Source organism: Streptomyces sp. NPDC013157, from assembly GCF_042899865.1.
Lineage (GTDB): Bacteria > Actinomycetota > Actinomycetes > Streptomycetales > Streptomycetaceae > Streptomyces.
Genome location: NZ_JBIBAK010000010.1, coordinates 321,244 through 334,274, shown reverse-complemented (window position 1 = coordinate 334,274; position 13,031 = coordinate 321,244). Strand labels below are relative to the sequence as shown.

Here is a 13,031-nt window from a genome sequence, read left to right as displayed (position 1 = left end):
CCCGGCCGCCTCGCCCACCCACCACCCGACTCGGTGGGACAAAAAGCGAGGCGAGAAGCCCACGGCGCTCGGCCGCCCCTTCCACCCGCCTCGGCGGACCAAAGGGGCGAGACCAAGGACGACGGCTTCCAGCCGCACCCTCCCAGCCACCCGGACACCCGGGCACCTGCGCCGACAGGACAAAGCGGCACACCCGAAGACAACGGCACCCAGCCGCCCCCTCCCGACCACCGGTCCCGAGAGCAACGGCGCTCAGCTGCCGTCTCACCCCGTCCGGCGCTTGACGACACCGACGCGCAGCCACCCACCCACGCCGTCCGGCGCTAGACGACACCAGCGCGCAGCCACCCACCCAGCCCGTCCGGCGATTGAGGACGAGGCCGCAGGCCGATGATGCGGGGGTGCGGGGGCGGCAGCCCCCGCAGACGTCGGCGTTGCACCGGGGGCACCCAAATGCCGACGTCAGCTTTAGGGTGGTCGCATGAACGATCGCATGGTGTGGATCGACTGCGAGATGACCGGCCTCTCGCTGTCCGACGACGCGCTCATCGAGGTGGCTGCACTGGTCACCGACTCCGAGCTGAACGTGCTCGGCGAGGGCGTGGACATCGTCATCCGTCCGCCGGCCAAGGCACTGGAGACGATGCCGGAGGTGGTGCGGCAGATGCACACCACGTCCGGCCTGCTCGACGAGCTGGCCGGCGGCACGACGCTCGCCGAGGCCGAGGAGCAGGTCCTGGCCTACGTACGGGAACACGTGAAGGAACCCGGCAAGGCCCCGCTGTGCGGAAATTCCGTCGGCACCGACCGCGGCTTCCTCGCCCGGGACATGGCGGCCCTGGAGGGATACCTCCACTACCGGATCGTCGACGTGTCCAGCGTCAAGGAGCTGGCCCGGCGCTGGTACCCGCGGGCCTACTTCAACAGCCCGGAGAAGAACGGCAACCACCGCGCCCTCGCCGACATCCGCGAGTCGATCGCCGAACTGCGCTACTACCGCGAGGCCATCTTCGTACCGCAGCCCGGCCCGGACTCGGACACCGCGCGGACCATCGCGGCCAAGCACGTCCTGCCTGCGGAATAGCCCCCCGGGAGGCCCCGCAGGCGGCTCCCGGAAAGCCGTGCGCGAGCACCCCTTCGGACCCTGTACACTTTTTCTCGGCCGGTCGGAGAAACCACAAAGTCACCGCCGGTCGTGGTGGGTGTAGCTCAGCTGGTAGAGCACCTGGTTGTGGTCCAGGATGTCGCGGGTTCGAGTCCCGTCACTCACCCTTGAAAGAGAGGCCTCTGGCCTGCGGAAACGCGGGTCAGGGGCCTTTCGGTCTCCCGCCTTGGCCAAACGGCGGCCAAACGCGGCCGGATTTTCGATCTACTGTCCGGTCCCATGGCGACCACCAGGAATCGGATCCGCAAGGACGGCACGGCGAGTTTCCAGGTCCGCTGGCTCCAGGGAGGGCGCGGCGGTTCGTGGGAGTCCGAGAGGTTCGGGGAACTGGCCGAGGCAGAAGCCTTCAAGAAGCTCGTCGACGCCCACGGCCAGCAGTGGCCCTACGGCTGGGTCCCCGGCCAGGGCTTTGTCGAACCCGAGCATGACCCCGACGACGTACTGCTCGTCGAATGGTCACGCCGCTACGTGGAGCGTCTCACCGGCATCGACAAACGGACCCGTGACGACTACCTCCGCGAAGTGGACCGCCATGTCTCGCTCTTCGTGCACACAACGCGGGCGGGGCTGGTCATGCCTGCCACCATCGGCAACATCACGGCGGACGACGTGCAGGACTGGATCCGCCTCCAGGAGGCCGGCTAGCAGGATCCGGAGACCGGGCGGTGGATGCGACGACCTGCCGCCCCCAAGTCCATAGCCAACCGGCACGGTCTCCTGTGGTACGTCGTCCAGGCCGCGATCGAGGCCGACCCCCCGCTGAGGACGAAAAACTGCTGCGTCGGCACCCGGCTGCCTCGAGCCGACGACGAGATCGTCGAGGAGATGGTCTTCCTGGAGCAGGACGAGTACCAGCTGATCCGTCGTCACGTCACCGACGAGGACGCCCAGGGCCTCGCCGACTGGCTGGTCGGAACGGGCATGCGCTGGGGCGAGGCCTCGGCCCTCCAGGTGCAGGACCTCAAGCTCGGCGGCCCCGTACCCACCGCAAGCGTCCAAAGGGCGTGGAAGAGGGCTCCAAGGGGCTCGGAGAGCTCCTTCTTCCTCGGGCCCCCGAAGACCAGGAAGGCGCGCCGCCTCGTGGCACTGGCACCGGCTCAGGTCGACATGGTCAGGCGCCTGACGGACGGAATGCCTCCCGACTCCTTCGTCTTCCGGACGACGACGGGCAGGGCGTGGAGGCACTACAACTTCTACAACAGGAAGTGGAAACCCGCAGTTGCCGCCGCGGTCGACGCGGGCCTGCCACGCCGACCGCGCATCCACGACCTCCGCCACAGCCATGTGGCCTGGCTATTGGCCGCGAACATCCCCCTGCCCGCCATCCAGGCCCGCCTCGGCCACGAGTCGATCGAGACCACCATCGACCGATACGGCCACCTGGTCCGCTCCCTGGACTCCGACATCAGCGCCGCCGTTCAGGCCGCTATGAGTGGCCGCCCGACCGCCGCCCGCGGCCTGCGGCTGGTAGGCGCCTGAGCGAAGTCGGCGGTGCCCTCGTGACGGTGCGGGCACCCCGACAGCCACGCTTGGCTACGCAGATGCTGAGGCTTTTCCAACCTCAGCTGGACGTCGCCAGTGGAGGGCGAGTACGGCCCTTGTTCACGACGGGATCGTGTGCGGTCGGCGATCCAGGTCGAGCCGATCCCTAAGACGGCACCAACGACCGTGCCCAGCAGCGTCCCCCAGTCCACGCGTGCCACCGTAGTACGACCAGCTCGGCGCTGAAACCGGACGAATACCGACACTATTCTCTCTGTTCACCGACCAACCATGAAGCTCTGAGCAGCCGACTGGGGTACTCATCGGCGTCTCGCCACTGGGTGGCAGCCGGACGTCCCGTTAGTGGACCAACCGCACTAGGACACGCCCGCGCACGTCCGTGAACAGGGCGATCACCTGTCCACCCCTGCGCACGTGACGCTCCATACGCGGCTGGCGACGTCGCCGGCCTTCTCCTGCGGGGGCCCATGACCTCCCTGGCGTTCATGGCCGCCGGCGTCACGAGACGCTCTCCCCCACGGGCTGACAGCCCGCTGCATCAGCGGTCGCGGGGCCGGACGATTCCCAGGCGAACACGAGGTCCGCGTGGGGCTTCCTGATCACGCGCTGGTTTGACTCGACGGGGTAGTGGGCGCGGGCGGTGTGGATGGTGAGCGTGGGGGTGCTGTCGCGGGCGGTGTGGTCCCAGGCCGTGACGAGGCCGGCCATCACATCGGCCAGGTCGTCTGCTTGGGGGCCGTAGGCGTGGACGCCGAACTCCCAGAGCCCGTCGCTGTCGTCGCTGATCTTGCGATGCAGCAGGTGGGCGAGGGAGTCGCCGCGGACGAGGGTGGCGGCGTCCGAGCCCTTGGGGGGTTGGAGTACGCCGGTGTCGAGGGCCTTGTCGACGGACAGCCGTGCGAACCCGGTGTCGAGGTGGGTGACCAGCCACAGCATGAGCTTGTCGAAGGGCACCTGGCCGGGGATGGTGACGCCGGTCCACCGCTCGGTGCGGGGCATGTCGAAAGCGGCTTCGAGGCGGCTGGTGTCGGTGGGAGTGCCGTCGGCGAAACGTACGGTGATCTCGCCGCCGCGCAGCTCGACAGTGTGGTCCGGGCGGTGGCCGGGGCCCTGGAGGGGGACGAACCCGCACACCTCGAAGCGATCGGCGATCAGCAGGCCGTCGCGTTTGGTGAAGGCGATGGACCAGGTGTAGCCGTGGATGCGGAGTGGGACGACGAGGCGGCCGCCCTCGGTGAGGCAGTTGATCCAGGCTGGCGGGACGTCGCGGGCTTCGACGGTGACGACGACGGCGTCCACGCTGCCCGGTGCGGCGAGATTCGCGGGTGCCTGTTCACCGTCGCCGAGATGGACGCGGACCTGGTCGTATCCGGTGTCGTCGAGGAAGCGACGGGCGCGGTCGGTGACGTATGGGTCGATGTCGATGGTGATCACCGTGCCGTGCGGGCCGGCCAGCTCCTTGAGGAGGGCGGCGTTGTAGCCGCCCGAGCCGATCTCGATCACGGTGTCGCCGGGCTGAAGGGCGGCATCGCGCAGCATGACCGCCTGCAGCCAGGGAGCCGAGACACTGCTGGTGGTCTTCCCGTCAGGGGGCTGCCTGGTGACGGGGGCCTTCTTGGCGTCGTAGGCGTCGGCCAGAGGGACATCAGGCAGGAAGCGGTGGCGAGGGACGTGCCGGATGGCGGCCTCGATCATGCTGCCCGCGTCCATGTCGCCCTCCTCGATCAGCCGGTCGGCCATCGTCTGGCGCAACTCAGCCGCTTCCCCGGCCTCTTGGGCGGCCTCGGAGATGGTTGCGGGAGTGATCGGGTAGCGGTGCACAGGCGGCAGTCCGGTCAGCAGGCCGGGCCACACGGTGTCGATGACGTGCGCGCTCGGCGTGAACAGCGGTTGGTCGAGATGGGGCAGGTCCGTGACCTCGTGCCATTCCCAGCGGCTGGTCAAGTGGGGCTCGGTGACGGCCGGTTCGCCGGAGTAGGAGGTGATGCGGACCGCGGCCGTCATCCGCGGGATGCCGTGCGTGGAGTCCATCAGCAGGGCCAGCAGCCGGGCACTTCCCGGGTCGGCCGTGAGGCCGGTTTCCTCCCGCAGCTCCCGCACGGCGGTGGTGAGGAAGTCCTCGTCGGCGTCGTTCTTCCCGCCTGGCAGCTCCCACACCCCGCGCCGCCTCGACCAGCCGAGCAGGATCCGTCCCGCGGTGTCGGTGACGACGACACCCGCGCCCGTCAGTGCGTGCGCGGAGGGCTCGTTCTTCCCGGTACAGGTGACGTGGCCCGGGGCGGGGCCGCGCAGGACGATGAAGGCGAGCCCGTCGGCGTCGTGCCGTTCGGCGAAGCGCCATCCCTCGCACAGGAGGCCGAGTTCGTCCTCGTCGAGGGCGATGTCGCGCCGGTCGTCGGGCACGTTCGTGGTGGTGGGGGTGATGACGACGAGGGTGCCGTCGGGGCGCAGCCGTTCGCGCAGCCGGTTCATCACGCGGGTGCGGTCGCGGATGAAGGCCCAGGCGAGGCGGATCGTGATCAGGTCGTACGCGGGGTGGGGCAGTCCGTCGGTGCCGTCGCGTTCGATGTCGTGCACCAGGTAGGTGACCGCCGGGGTCGTGGGGGCGTGGGTGAGGGCGGCGGGGGCGAAGTCGATGGCGTCGACCGTGTAGCCGGTGTCGGCGAGGTGGCGGGCGAGTTCGCCCAGGCCGCAGCCCACGTCCAGAGCAAGGCCCTGGTCGGGAGCAGGGGCGTGCTCGGCCAGCAGCCGACGCTCGGCGTCGCCGAGTGGCCGGAAGGTCTTGCCGTTCGCGTAGTGAGAATCCCACTCATGGGGCGTGGTGTAGGCCACTGGAGGTTCCTAGTCTGAGATCGGGGCAGATTGATGGCTTCCGTGCGAAGCGCGCGCAGTTCGCATTCGACGGTTCCCGTTCGTCGGTCACAGCGGATATCGGATGGTCACGTATCGGATGGTCACGGCGTACCTCCGCTGGCCGCGACGTCGATCAGCGCCTCTTCGAGATCCTCAAGATTCGCGAGCAGACGACGGACCGCGATCTGACGCTCACTCCAGTGCCGTTGCAGGTCCGTCTCCGCCGCCCAGGGCAGGCCGTACTCAGTGGTGGTGGCGCCGTAGAGGCTGAACAGCATGTACAGCAACGCGATCCGGGCGCAGGACCGCACCTCTTGCGCGGGGAGACCGGGATGCTCCTCACGATAGGCACCGACCATGGCGAGGGCGCAGGTCGTCCAGTCGGTGCTCGTAGCGACGGTGCGCGGATCGAACGCGGCCCGCCCCAGCTCCCAGGCCGGCGAGGCGGTCAGGCAACGGAAGTCGATGACGCCGGTGAGGGAATCGGCGAGGTGATGAGGTTGGTGCGGCTGAGATCGGCGTGCAGGGCCTGCTCCACCAGTATCCCGGGCAACCGGTCCCGCAACCGGGGGACCTGGCCACGCAGGTCCTCACGCCGCTGTTCGATGTCGGCGCCCAGTTGGTCCAGATCGTGGTGGCCCTCGCGGACAGCCCTGACGATCACGGCGTCGCACCTCGCCACCGCGTCGTCGACGGACTCAGTCCGCCAACGGGTGTGCTGCAATCGCCCAGGCAACGGATACGCGGCGAGCACACGGTGCATCCGGCCCATGACGACACCGATGTTCTCGGCGAGGGGGACTGCCATCGCCGACATGTTCACGCGGCCGGGAGCTTCGTCGACAACGGCCCACGCGCTGCCTCTCGCGATGGTCACCAGGTTGTCGTCCATGTCGGGCCACACCCTCGGGACCGGGAGCTTCGCGGCCCGACAGTACTCCGACATGGCCCAGGCTTCCCGGGCTGCGTCCAGGTCGGCCGTCAAGGGGTACTGCTTGACGAACAGACGCAGCCCGTCGTCCGTAAGGACCCGTCGGTTGATCGTGTCCGTGCCCATGTGCACGGGTTCGATGACCTCGGCCACCACTCCGTAACGGGTGGCCAGCACTTCGGTGGTCAGGGTCTGCCTCCAGTCCGCTTCGGCCATACAGATCACCGGTTTCCGTATGCGGAAGGACGGTGGGCCGAGAGGACGGAGAAAGCGATCGCCCCGTCCAGGCTCTCGCCGGGGACTGGCTGACCGCCCGGCAGCGACCAGCACCCGAAGCGCCCGGAACGGACGTTCCCGTCCTTCACGGGCAAGACCGTTCCGGGAGAGAAGGATCCGCTTCACCGGCTGGTCGACAAGGACAAGCAGGATGCGAATCGCACCAAGTCCATCAAGGAGTGCAAGAAGGTGTGGGGCGACTACACCGGAAGCGGGCTTGAATGCGACGAGTACCCCTTCGCCAGCACCAAGGAAGGCTCGACCAAGGGTGACAATCGCTATTCCGTCCGCCTGATCGACGGCAAGGACAACCGGGCCGGCGGTGGCCGGCTCGACGCGATGTACACCACCAACCGGGTCCTGGACGGCGACGCCTTCTACGTGAAGATCACCGACTGACAGAGAGGTTCCCCATGGCGCTCCTCGCCGAGTACACCGTCACCGCAAGCCCCGACCGCCGAGTTGTCGAGGTCTACGACGCCGACGCCTATCTCGGTGACGAGGCAGCCATGGAAGCCGCGGAGGAACAGGTGGTAGCCGGCAACGGCTACCACCTGTTCCTCCTCAGTCTGCAGGCGGACATCAAGGTGCGCGTCACCATCCGCGTCTGGGACACACCACCCAAGCCCTCTGCCGACGCCGAAGGGCACGTCCCGGTCAGCATCGAGTCCGAGACCGGCACCCTCGTCGTCAACCAGCTCACCCTTGGCCCGGCGGGCGAGATGACCCTGCCCCGGCCGGGCGTGTACGAGGGCTACGCGTGGTGGGCCGGACGAGCAGCGGCCTCCGCCTACTACGACGACACCCTGAGCAGGATCGACGAGGACTGGACCCCCGAACTGATCCGGCAGGCCTGGGACCGATGCCCGGTCGACGAACGCTACGTACTCGACCTGGCCTTCGTCCGGGAATCCGAACCGGACGACGAGGATGACGACTGACAGCCCGCGTTTGTCGTGCACCGGGACTCTTCGCGAAGAGGCACGCCAGGTCAGGCAACTGCTTGACGCATGCGGACACAGATTCGGCGGACGGGGTTCGGGTGCCCGTCGTCACTGCCCGAGTTGAGTGGCCGGGAGTACCGCCGCCGCCGAGTGGCGGATCGCGTACGTCGCTCCTGTTCTCCCGTCGTGCCAGATGACGGTCGTGATCCATGTCAGCGGCCGCGGAGACGCGCATCCCGGAGACGGCGCGCGCGACGGCTGCGGAGAGGAAGTCTTCAGCGAGGACGGCAAAAGGGATCGGCTTCACCGTGCGGACGGCGCCGGAAGCACGAAGGGCCGCCAGGAAGGCAGGACCGCCCTATACGGCGCGCAGCCCGCGAGGGCACGAACCCCGCGCTGCACGCCCCCCATCATCCTCAAGGGGAGCGTTTGGCCATGGCCAAACCGGATGCCGCACAGCGTCATCACCCGTCACCCGTATGCCCGTATTTGCCCACCTGTTCAGCAAAGCCGCAGGTCACGATAGGGATACGAAACAGGTTCGAGTCCCGTCACTCACCCTTGAAAGAGAGGCCCCTGGCCTGCGGAAACGCGGGCCAGGGGCCTGTTTAGCGTTTGGCCACGGCCGCACTACGGCCCATACACCCGGGATTCAAGTCGCCCGGAAAGAAGCGATAGCCGTAAGTCCGTACGGAATATCACGTAAAGCATGCAGCCAGTCGCAGACTGTGCGGTTTCTGTGCATCGGTCCGCCGGTGAGTGACGGGATCCTGATCAGGGACGAAGGACGCGAGGAGGGCGGCCAAGCCACCAAGGCTGCGGTCGACAGGAATGTCGGCGGCCCGCGCCAACCGAGCCGCTTGGAGGCTCCTTGGCTCGTTGCAGGCCGTTAGCCTGTCGCTATGTCAGAGCGTGTCATGCCCGGCCGCACGGACGGCCTGATCACCCTGAGTGCCGCGGACGCCCTGTGGGTCGATCTGACGGCCGACAGCACTGTGCCGACGGCTTCCAGGGCATTCACCCGCTCCCCTGCCTGTGCCCGGGCGGGACACGTCCTGCTCGGCGGCCATGTGGTGGCGACGGTGAGGCGAGCGACGGTCAGTGGAGTGTCCCGGAGGGTGAGGTGCGCCGGGCGGCCGCGGAACTCAATGCGGTGGGGATGGACCGGCAGGACCTGGTCCGCATCGGTCCGTTCCGTGGGACGCCGAGGCAGGAGTGCGACGAGGAGGCTCCGCTGCGTTGGCGCCAGCGCATCATAGGGGAACTGCAGGCGCTGCGCGGCCCTGCGCAGGCAGCACGACGTGAAGTCGGCCGGCCGCACCACCTGACGGGGAATCGACTGGCGACAGATGCTCGTGGAGCAGACCCGCGACGGGACGCAGCGCACATGGTGGCTGCCGCGCGCTGCAGTCAGGCTGCTCGACGCGGCCGAGCACGCCGAAAGGCAACGGGTGCAAGCCGCGCGGACCCGCCGGCGAAGCGCAGCCGTCACCGAGCCGCCCTCCCACCCCCGGCAGGCCCGAGACGCCGACGATCGGCAGACGACGAGCACCGCGTCCTGGCACAAGTCCCCTACCGCGAAGCCGCCGAGCGGTTTCGTGCCTGGCCGGCCGAGACGGCCCCCGCCGTAGCCGCCGCGGCCGGTCCTGACCGCCTGGACGGCCTCCCCGCCCAGCCCCGGCCAGTCGCCGCGGACACCAGCAGCGAGGATCTAGAACTGTTCTGAGGAGGCACCGGGGCCCTCGAACTACGGGTCGCTTCCGGTACTTCGACTCGTTTCACGTGTGGCATAGGGCGTTTCGATGAGTTGATCGGTCCGTTGCGGACGAAGCTGAGAGCGGTGGCACCTCACCTGAGCGAGCGTCAGCGCCGGCACCCGTACCGAGCTGAGGCGGTGAGGACCCTACGTCAAGATCACCGACTGGCAGAAAGATTTCTCATGACGCTCCTCGCCGAATACAGCGTCACCGCGCGGCGCGACCGCAGCATCATCAAGATCCATGACGTCGACGCCTACCTCGGCGACCAAGCCGCCCAGAGCGCCGCCGCGGTACAGGTGGTGGCGGGCGACGGCCACCACCTGTACGTTGTCCCGTGGGACCCCTGCCACCTCAACGGCGAGCCCGCCTGATGAGGGACTCACCCTCAGCGTCACGATTCGCCCAGGCAGCGGCTTCCCTGATTTCCTCGTCGGTCATCCGATCCGCCATCTGGTGTGCCTCGTGCATACCGTCACCGTCCCCGATATCCAGGAGTTTCAGGAAACAGCCGAGGGCTCGGACCAGGTCGACGTCTCCACCGACGCCGTCACGGCACATCGGGGCGAGTTCCTTGAGGCCGACGTACGCGCCCTGATCGACCGACAGTTCCATGTAGCGTCGTGCCGCCTTGTAGTCCCGCTCAGCCAGCTTGATGTCTCCGAGTTGCCAGGAGGCCGTGCCCTCTCCGGCCCCTGACGCTGCTTCGAGGTACTGGAGGGCCTTGTCCCGGGACTTCGGCACCACATCTCCCCTGAGGTACATCGCACCCAGGTTGTACTGCGCCGCACTGTCACCCTCATCAGCGGCTACCTGGAACAGTTCTACGGCCTTCTCGGGGTTCTTATTACCACCCAGGCCTCGGAGCAGCATGTACCCGAGCCCGCGTAGCGCTGCGGCATTCCCCGCCTTCGCGGCCTGTCCGAAGTACCAGCGCGCGGCTTCGTACTCCTTCATATATTCAAGCGCGATGCCGCCGATCAATTCCTGAAAATCGGGGTCACCCGAGTCCGCGACTTGGCGTACTTCAGGGTACAGCTGCTGCAGACGCTTGGCCGCCTCAGCGTTATGGGATCTCATTCCTCGGACCGCCTCACGAGCTTGCTCCAAGAGCTTCTTCCTGTCGGCGCGATCCACTACAGCTCCAAGATGAAAGAGAGAAAGACGTGTTCGCGAATTGTAGCACGAACACGCCCTCATCTATTGAGTTATCACTGTGGTCTGAATACGTACAGTCCGCTCGGATCAAGTACCCATTGCGACTGTCCCGTATCACGAGCGAGGTCTGTGAATCCTTGGAAACAGTTGTCGCACATGGGCTTCGTCACCACCACTGGGCTTCCCGGGCTCAGCGTGACCGCCTGCTTCTCCGCGTGACTGAGGTAGTAGGCACCGTCGCCGGCTGCGTTGTCCATGAAGAACGGGTGGCGCTTCTGCATGTCGAAGAGGGTGCCGACTTCCCCGACATCGGCGCGGGCGAAACCGTCGGGTGCGAGTTCACCGTAGCCGCTGAGGGTGTAGTTGCCGTCGGAATAAGCTGCGGTCTTCCCTTCAGGAAAGGCGGGGAAATCCAGTTCGCCGGGCAGCTTCTTGGGAAGGTTGTCCAGTCCGTCGATACCCTCCAGCAGGACCTTGCCACCCTTGAACCCCTTGCCGAATATCGGCACGGCACCGGCCAGCGCAAACCCACAGCCGAGCTTGGACGGGTTCTGGATGCAGTTGGCTCCACCGATGAACCCGGTCGGGTCCAGCATCGAGATGACAGCGCCGGCCCGGATCTGGGTGCCGCGGACACTCTGTGGGTCGATCTGACCGCCAAGAGCGCTGTGCTGACGGCTGCTGGGGCATTCACCCGCTCTCCTGCCCGTGCCCGGGTGAAGTACGTCCTGCTCGGCGGCCAGGTGGTGCCGACGGTGAGGGTGGGCGGCGGCCAGTGGTGCGCCCCGGAGGGCAAGGTGCGCCGGGCGGCCGCGGAACTGAACGCCGTGGGGATGGACCGGCAGGACCTGGTCCGCATCGGTCCGTTCCGTGGGGCGCCGCCGCAGGAGTGCGACGAGGAGACGCCGCTGCGCGACACCGTCCCGGGCCCGTTCGGGCGCACGCCGCATGGAGTTCTCGGCGGGGCCGGAGGGACCGGTGAGATCGGTGAGATCGGTGAGATCGGTGAAATGGTTCCGGAGGGCGCGAAGGTTGTCGTCCTTCGAGCACGAGCGGGGTGATCGGCGACGGCAGCCGCATCCGGTCCGTTCCCGGCTCCAGTGGTCCCGCGATCCGGCCTCGGTCACAGGGCGGACCGGCCGCCGTAACCCCCTGTCACCCCCGGCCGGGCAGACGTCGGGTCACGCCGGGTCCAGAGTCTCGTCCGCCGCTGCGACGGTGGTCGCCTGCCGGAGCGCGGCGCGCAGGGCGAGCGGGGCGGCCAGGACCATGGCGGTCAGCATGACAAGGGCCAGCAGCCAGAGGGCCGGGCGCACGCCGACCCAGTCACCGAGGGCACCGCCGGCCAGGGCGCCGGCCACACCGGCCGCCGCCATGAGGACCTGCAGGCCGGCCATCGCGCGGCCCAGCAGGTGTTCGGGGATATCGGCGACGACCGCCGCGCTCAGCGCCACGTTGGCGATCGCGCCGAAGAGGACCGGCAGACCGATGCCCAGGGCCGCGCACAGGCCCGCCAGGACGAGGGGGCCCGTGGCGAGCGGCAGCAGCAGGGTGCAGGCCATGCCCGCCGCGAAGGTGATCACCGTGATCCGGTGGGTGTCGCGGTCCGGGCCAAGGATCCGGCCGGCCACTGCCGAACCGGCCAGTCCCATCGCACCCGACAGCGCGAAGACGAGTCCGTACGCCTCCGTCGGCAGGCCGAGGACCAGCAGCAGGAACGGGCCGGTGAGCGCGTTCATACCGGTCAGACCGACCGCCGAGGAGAGGACGAAGGCGAGCAGGGCCCGATGATAGGGGTGGGCGAAGAGGAAGCGCAGGCCCCCCACCACACCCGTCGGCAGCCCGGCGGACGGCGTGGGTCCGGCGGTTCTCCGGGCATGGTCCGGGGAGTGCATGGCCCTCAGCGCCAGGGCACTCAGGGCGAAGCTCACCGCGTCCACGCCCAGCGCCGCCTCGCCCCCGAAGAGGGCCACGGCGGGCCCCGCCAGCGAACGGCCCACGAGGGAGGCACCGTACTGGCCTGCCTGGAGCCGGGCCCTGGCGCGGCCGATTCCGTCCTTGCCGACCAGTTCGGTGAGATGGACGAAGTAGAGGGAGCCGGTGAACACGGAGAGGCCGCCCTGGACGACACCCAGGGCGACCAGCCAGCCGATTGTCACGATGTCCGTGGTCAGGCCCAGCGCCACCGTGCCGACCGCGACCGCCGACACCACGTCCAGGGCGACCAGCGTGCGGCGGGGGCGGGTGATCCGGTCCGCGAGGGCGCCGGCCGGGAGGCCCAGCAGCAGGACCGGAACGATGCCCGCCGCCGTGATCACCCCCAGCCAGCCGGGCGAGGCCCCCAGCTGGACGACCGCCACGACGGGGACCGCGATGGCCGTGAACACGGAACCGAAGGCTGTGGTGGTCTGCCCCCACCAGTAGAGGGTGAGATCGCGTCGCAC

The 13,031-nt window shown here is 68.4% G+C and carries 12 protein-coding genes, 1 tRNA gene and 1 pseudogene; 8 read left to right on the top strand and 6 right to left on the bottom strand.

All coding sequences use genetic code 11. From position 1 onward, the window contains the following. Window positions 1-481 precede the first annotated feature (481 nt). The 4 genes from orn to ACFY6U_RS29000 all read left to right on the top strand — a co-directional run bounded on the left by orn (window position 482) and on the right by ACFY6U_RS29000 (window position 2,644). Window positions 482-1,084 carry an oligoribonuclease gene (gene orn, locus ACFY6U_RS29015; RefSeq protein WP_351497616.1) on the top strand — a complete coding sequence of 201 codons (603 nt, stop codon included), beginning with the start codon at window positions 482-484 and terminating at the stop codon, window positions 1,082-1,084. Window positions 1,085-1,198: 114 nt separating this feature from the next. Then, window positions 1,199-1,271, top strand: a tRNA-His gene (locus ACFY6U_RS29010). A 113-nt stretch (window positions 1,272-1,384) separates the two neighbouring features. After that, on the top strand, window positions 1,385-1,810 hold the full coding sequence (locus ACFY6U_RS29005) for a hypothetical protein (RefSeq protein WP_390042881.1): 426 nt from the start codon (window positions 1,385-1,387) through the stop codon (window positions 1,808-1,810). A gap of 24 nt (window positions 1,811-1,834) precedes the next feature. Beyond that, window positions 1,835-2,644, top strand: a complete 810-nt coding sequence (locus tag ACFY6U_RS29000) for a tyrosine-type recombinase/integrase (protein WP_390042879.1) — start codon at window positions 1,835-1,837, stop codon at window positions 2,642-2,644. 522 nt (window positions 2,645-3,166) lie between these two features. On the opposite strand, the gene fxlM is transcribed toward ACFY6U_RS29000, so the two are convergent. The 3 genes from fxlM to ACFY6U_RS28985 all read right to left on the bottom strand — a co-directional run bounded on the left by fxlM (window position 3,167) and on the right by ACFY6U_RS28985 (window position 6,668). Continuing rightward, window positions 3,167-5,500: a methyltransferase, FxLD system gene (gene fxlM / locus ACFY6U_RS28995; protein ID WP_390042877.1), complete on the bottom strand. Its 2,334-nt coding sequence runs from the start codon at window positions 5,498-5,500 to the stop codon at window positions 3,167-3,169. Between the two features lie 122 nt (window positions 5,501-5,622). After that, entirely contained in the window at window positions 5,623-5,880 is a 258-nt protein-coding gene (locus ACFY6U_RS28990) for a hypothetical protein (RefSeq protein WP_390042875.1), read from the bottom strand. Window positions 5,881-5,969: 89 nt separating this feature from the next. Continuing rightward, window positions 5,970-6,668, bottom strand: coding sequence for a phosphotransferase enzyme family protein (locus ACFY6U_RS28985; RefSeq protein ID WP_390042873.1), 699 nt, complete (start codon window positions 6,666-6,668; stop codon window positions 5,970-5,972). Window positions 6,669-6,848: 180 nt separating this feature from the next. Between ACFY6U_RS28985 and ACFY6U_RS28980 the strand changes: the two are divergent. The 3 genes and pseudogenes from ACFY6U_RS28980 to ACFY6U_RS28970 all read left to right on the top strand — a co-directional run. Beyond that, a pseudogene (locus tag ACFY6U_RS28980) lies at window positions 6,849-7,127 on the top strand (NucA/NucB deoxyribonuclease domain-containing protein); the annotation flags it as partial. A gap of 14 nt (window positions 7,128-7,141) precedes the next feature. After that, the gene (locus ACFY6U_RS28975; RefSeq protein ID WP_390042871.1) at window positions 7,142-7,669 is read left to right on the top strand and encodes a hypothetical protein; all 528 of its coding nucleotides are present in this window, start codon (window positions 7,142-7,144) and stop codon (window positions 7,667-7,669) included. 1,942 nt (window positions 7,670-9,611) lie between these two features. Continuing rightward, on the top strand, window positions 9,612-9,803 hold the full coding sequence (locus ACFY6U_RS28970; RefSeq protein ID WP_390042869.1) for a hypothetical protein: 192 nt from the start codon (window positions 9,612-9,614) through the stop codon (window positions 9,801-9,803). Here ACFY6U_RS28970 and ACFY6U_RS28965 read toward each other — a convergent pair. Together ACFY6U_RS28965 and ACFY6U_RS28960 are read right to left on the bottom strand one after the other, a co-directional pair. Then, on the bottom strand, window positions 9,784-10,566 hold the full coding sequence (locus tag ACFY6U_RS28965; RefSeq protein ID WP_390042868.1) for a tetratricopeptide repeat protein: 783 nt from the start codon (window positions 10,564-10,566) through the stop codon (window positions 9,784-9,786). The genes ACFY6U_RS28970 and ACFY6U_RS28965 overlap by 20 nt on opposite strands. A 74-nt stretch (window positions 10,567-10,640) precedes the next feature. After that, a complete protein-coding gene (locus tag ACFY6U_RS28960) occupies window positions 10,641-11,183 on the bottom strand; it encodes a hypothetical protein (protein WP_390042867.1) in 543 nt (180 codons plus the stop codon). Between the two features lie 120 nt (window positions 11,184-11,303). Between ACFY6U_RS28960 and ACFY6U_RS28955 the strand changes: the two genes are divergently transcribed. Continuing rightward, window positions 11,304-11,648, top strand: coding sequence for a hypothetical protein (locus ACFY6U_RS28955; RefSeq protein WP_390042865.1), 345 nt, complete (start codon window positions 11,304-11,306; stop codon window positions 11,646-11,648). Between the two features lie 120 nt (window positions 11,649-11,768). Here the strand turns inward: ACFY6U_RS28955 and ACFY6U_RS28950 are convergent, their stop codons facing one another. Next, window positions 11,769-13,031, bottom strand: coding sequence for an MFS transporter (locus tag ACFY6U_RS28950; protein WP_390042863.1), 1,263 nt, complete (start codon window positions 13,029-13,031; stop codon window positions 11,769-11,771).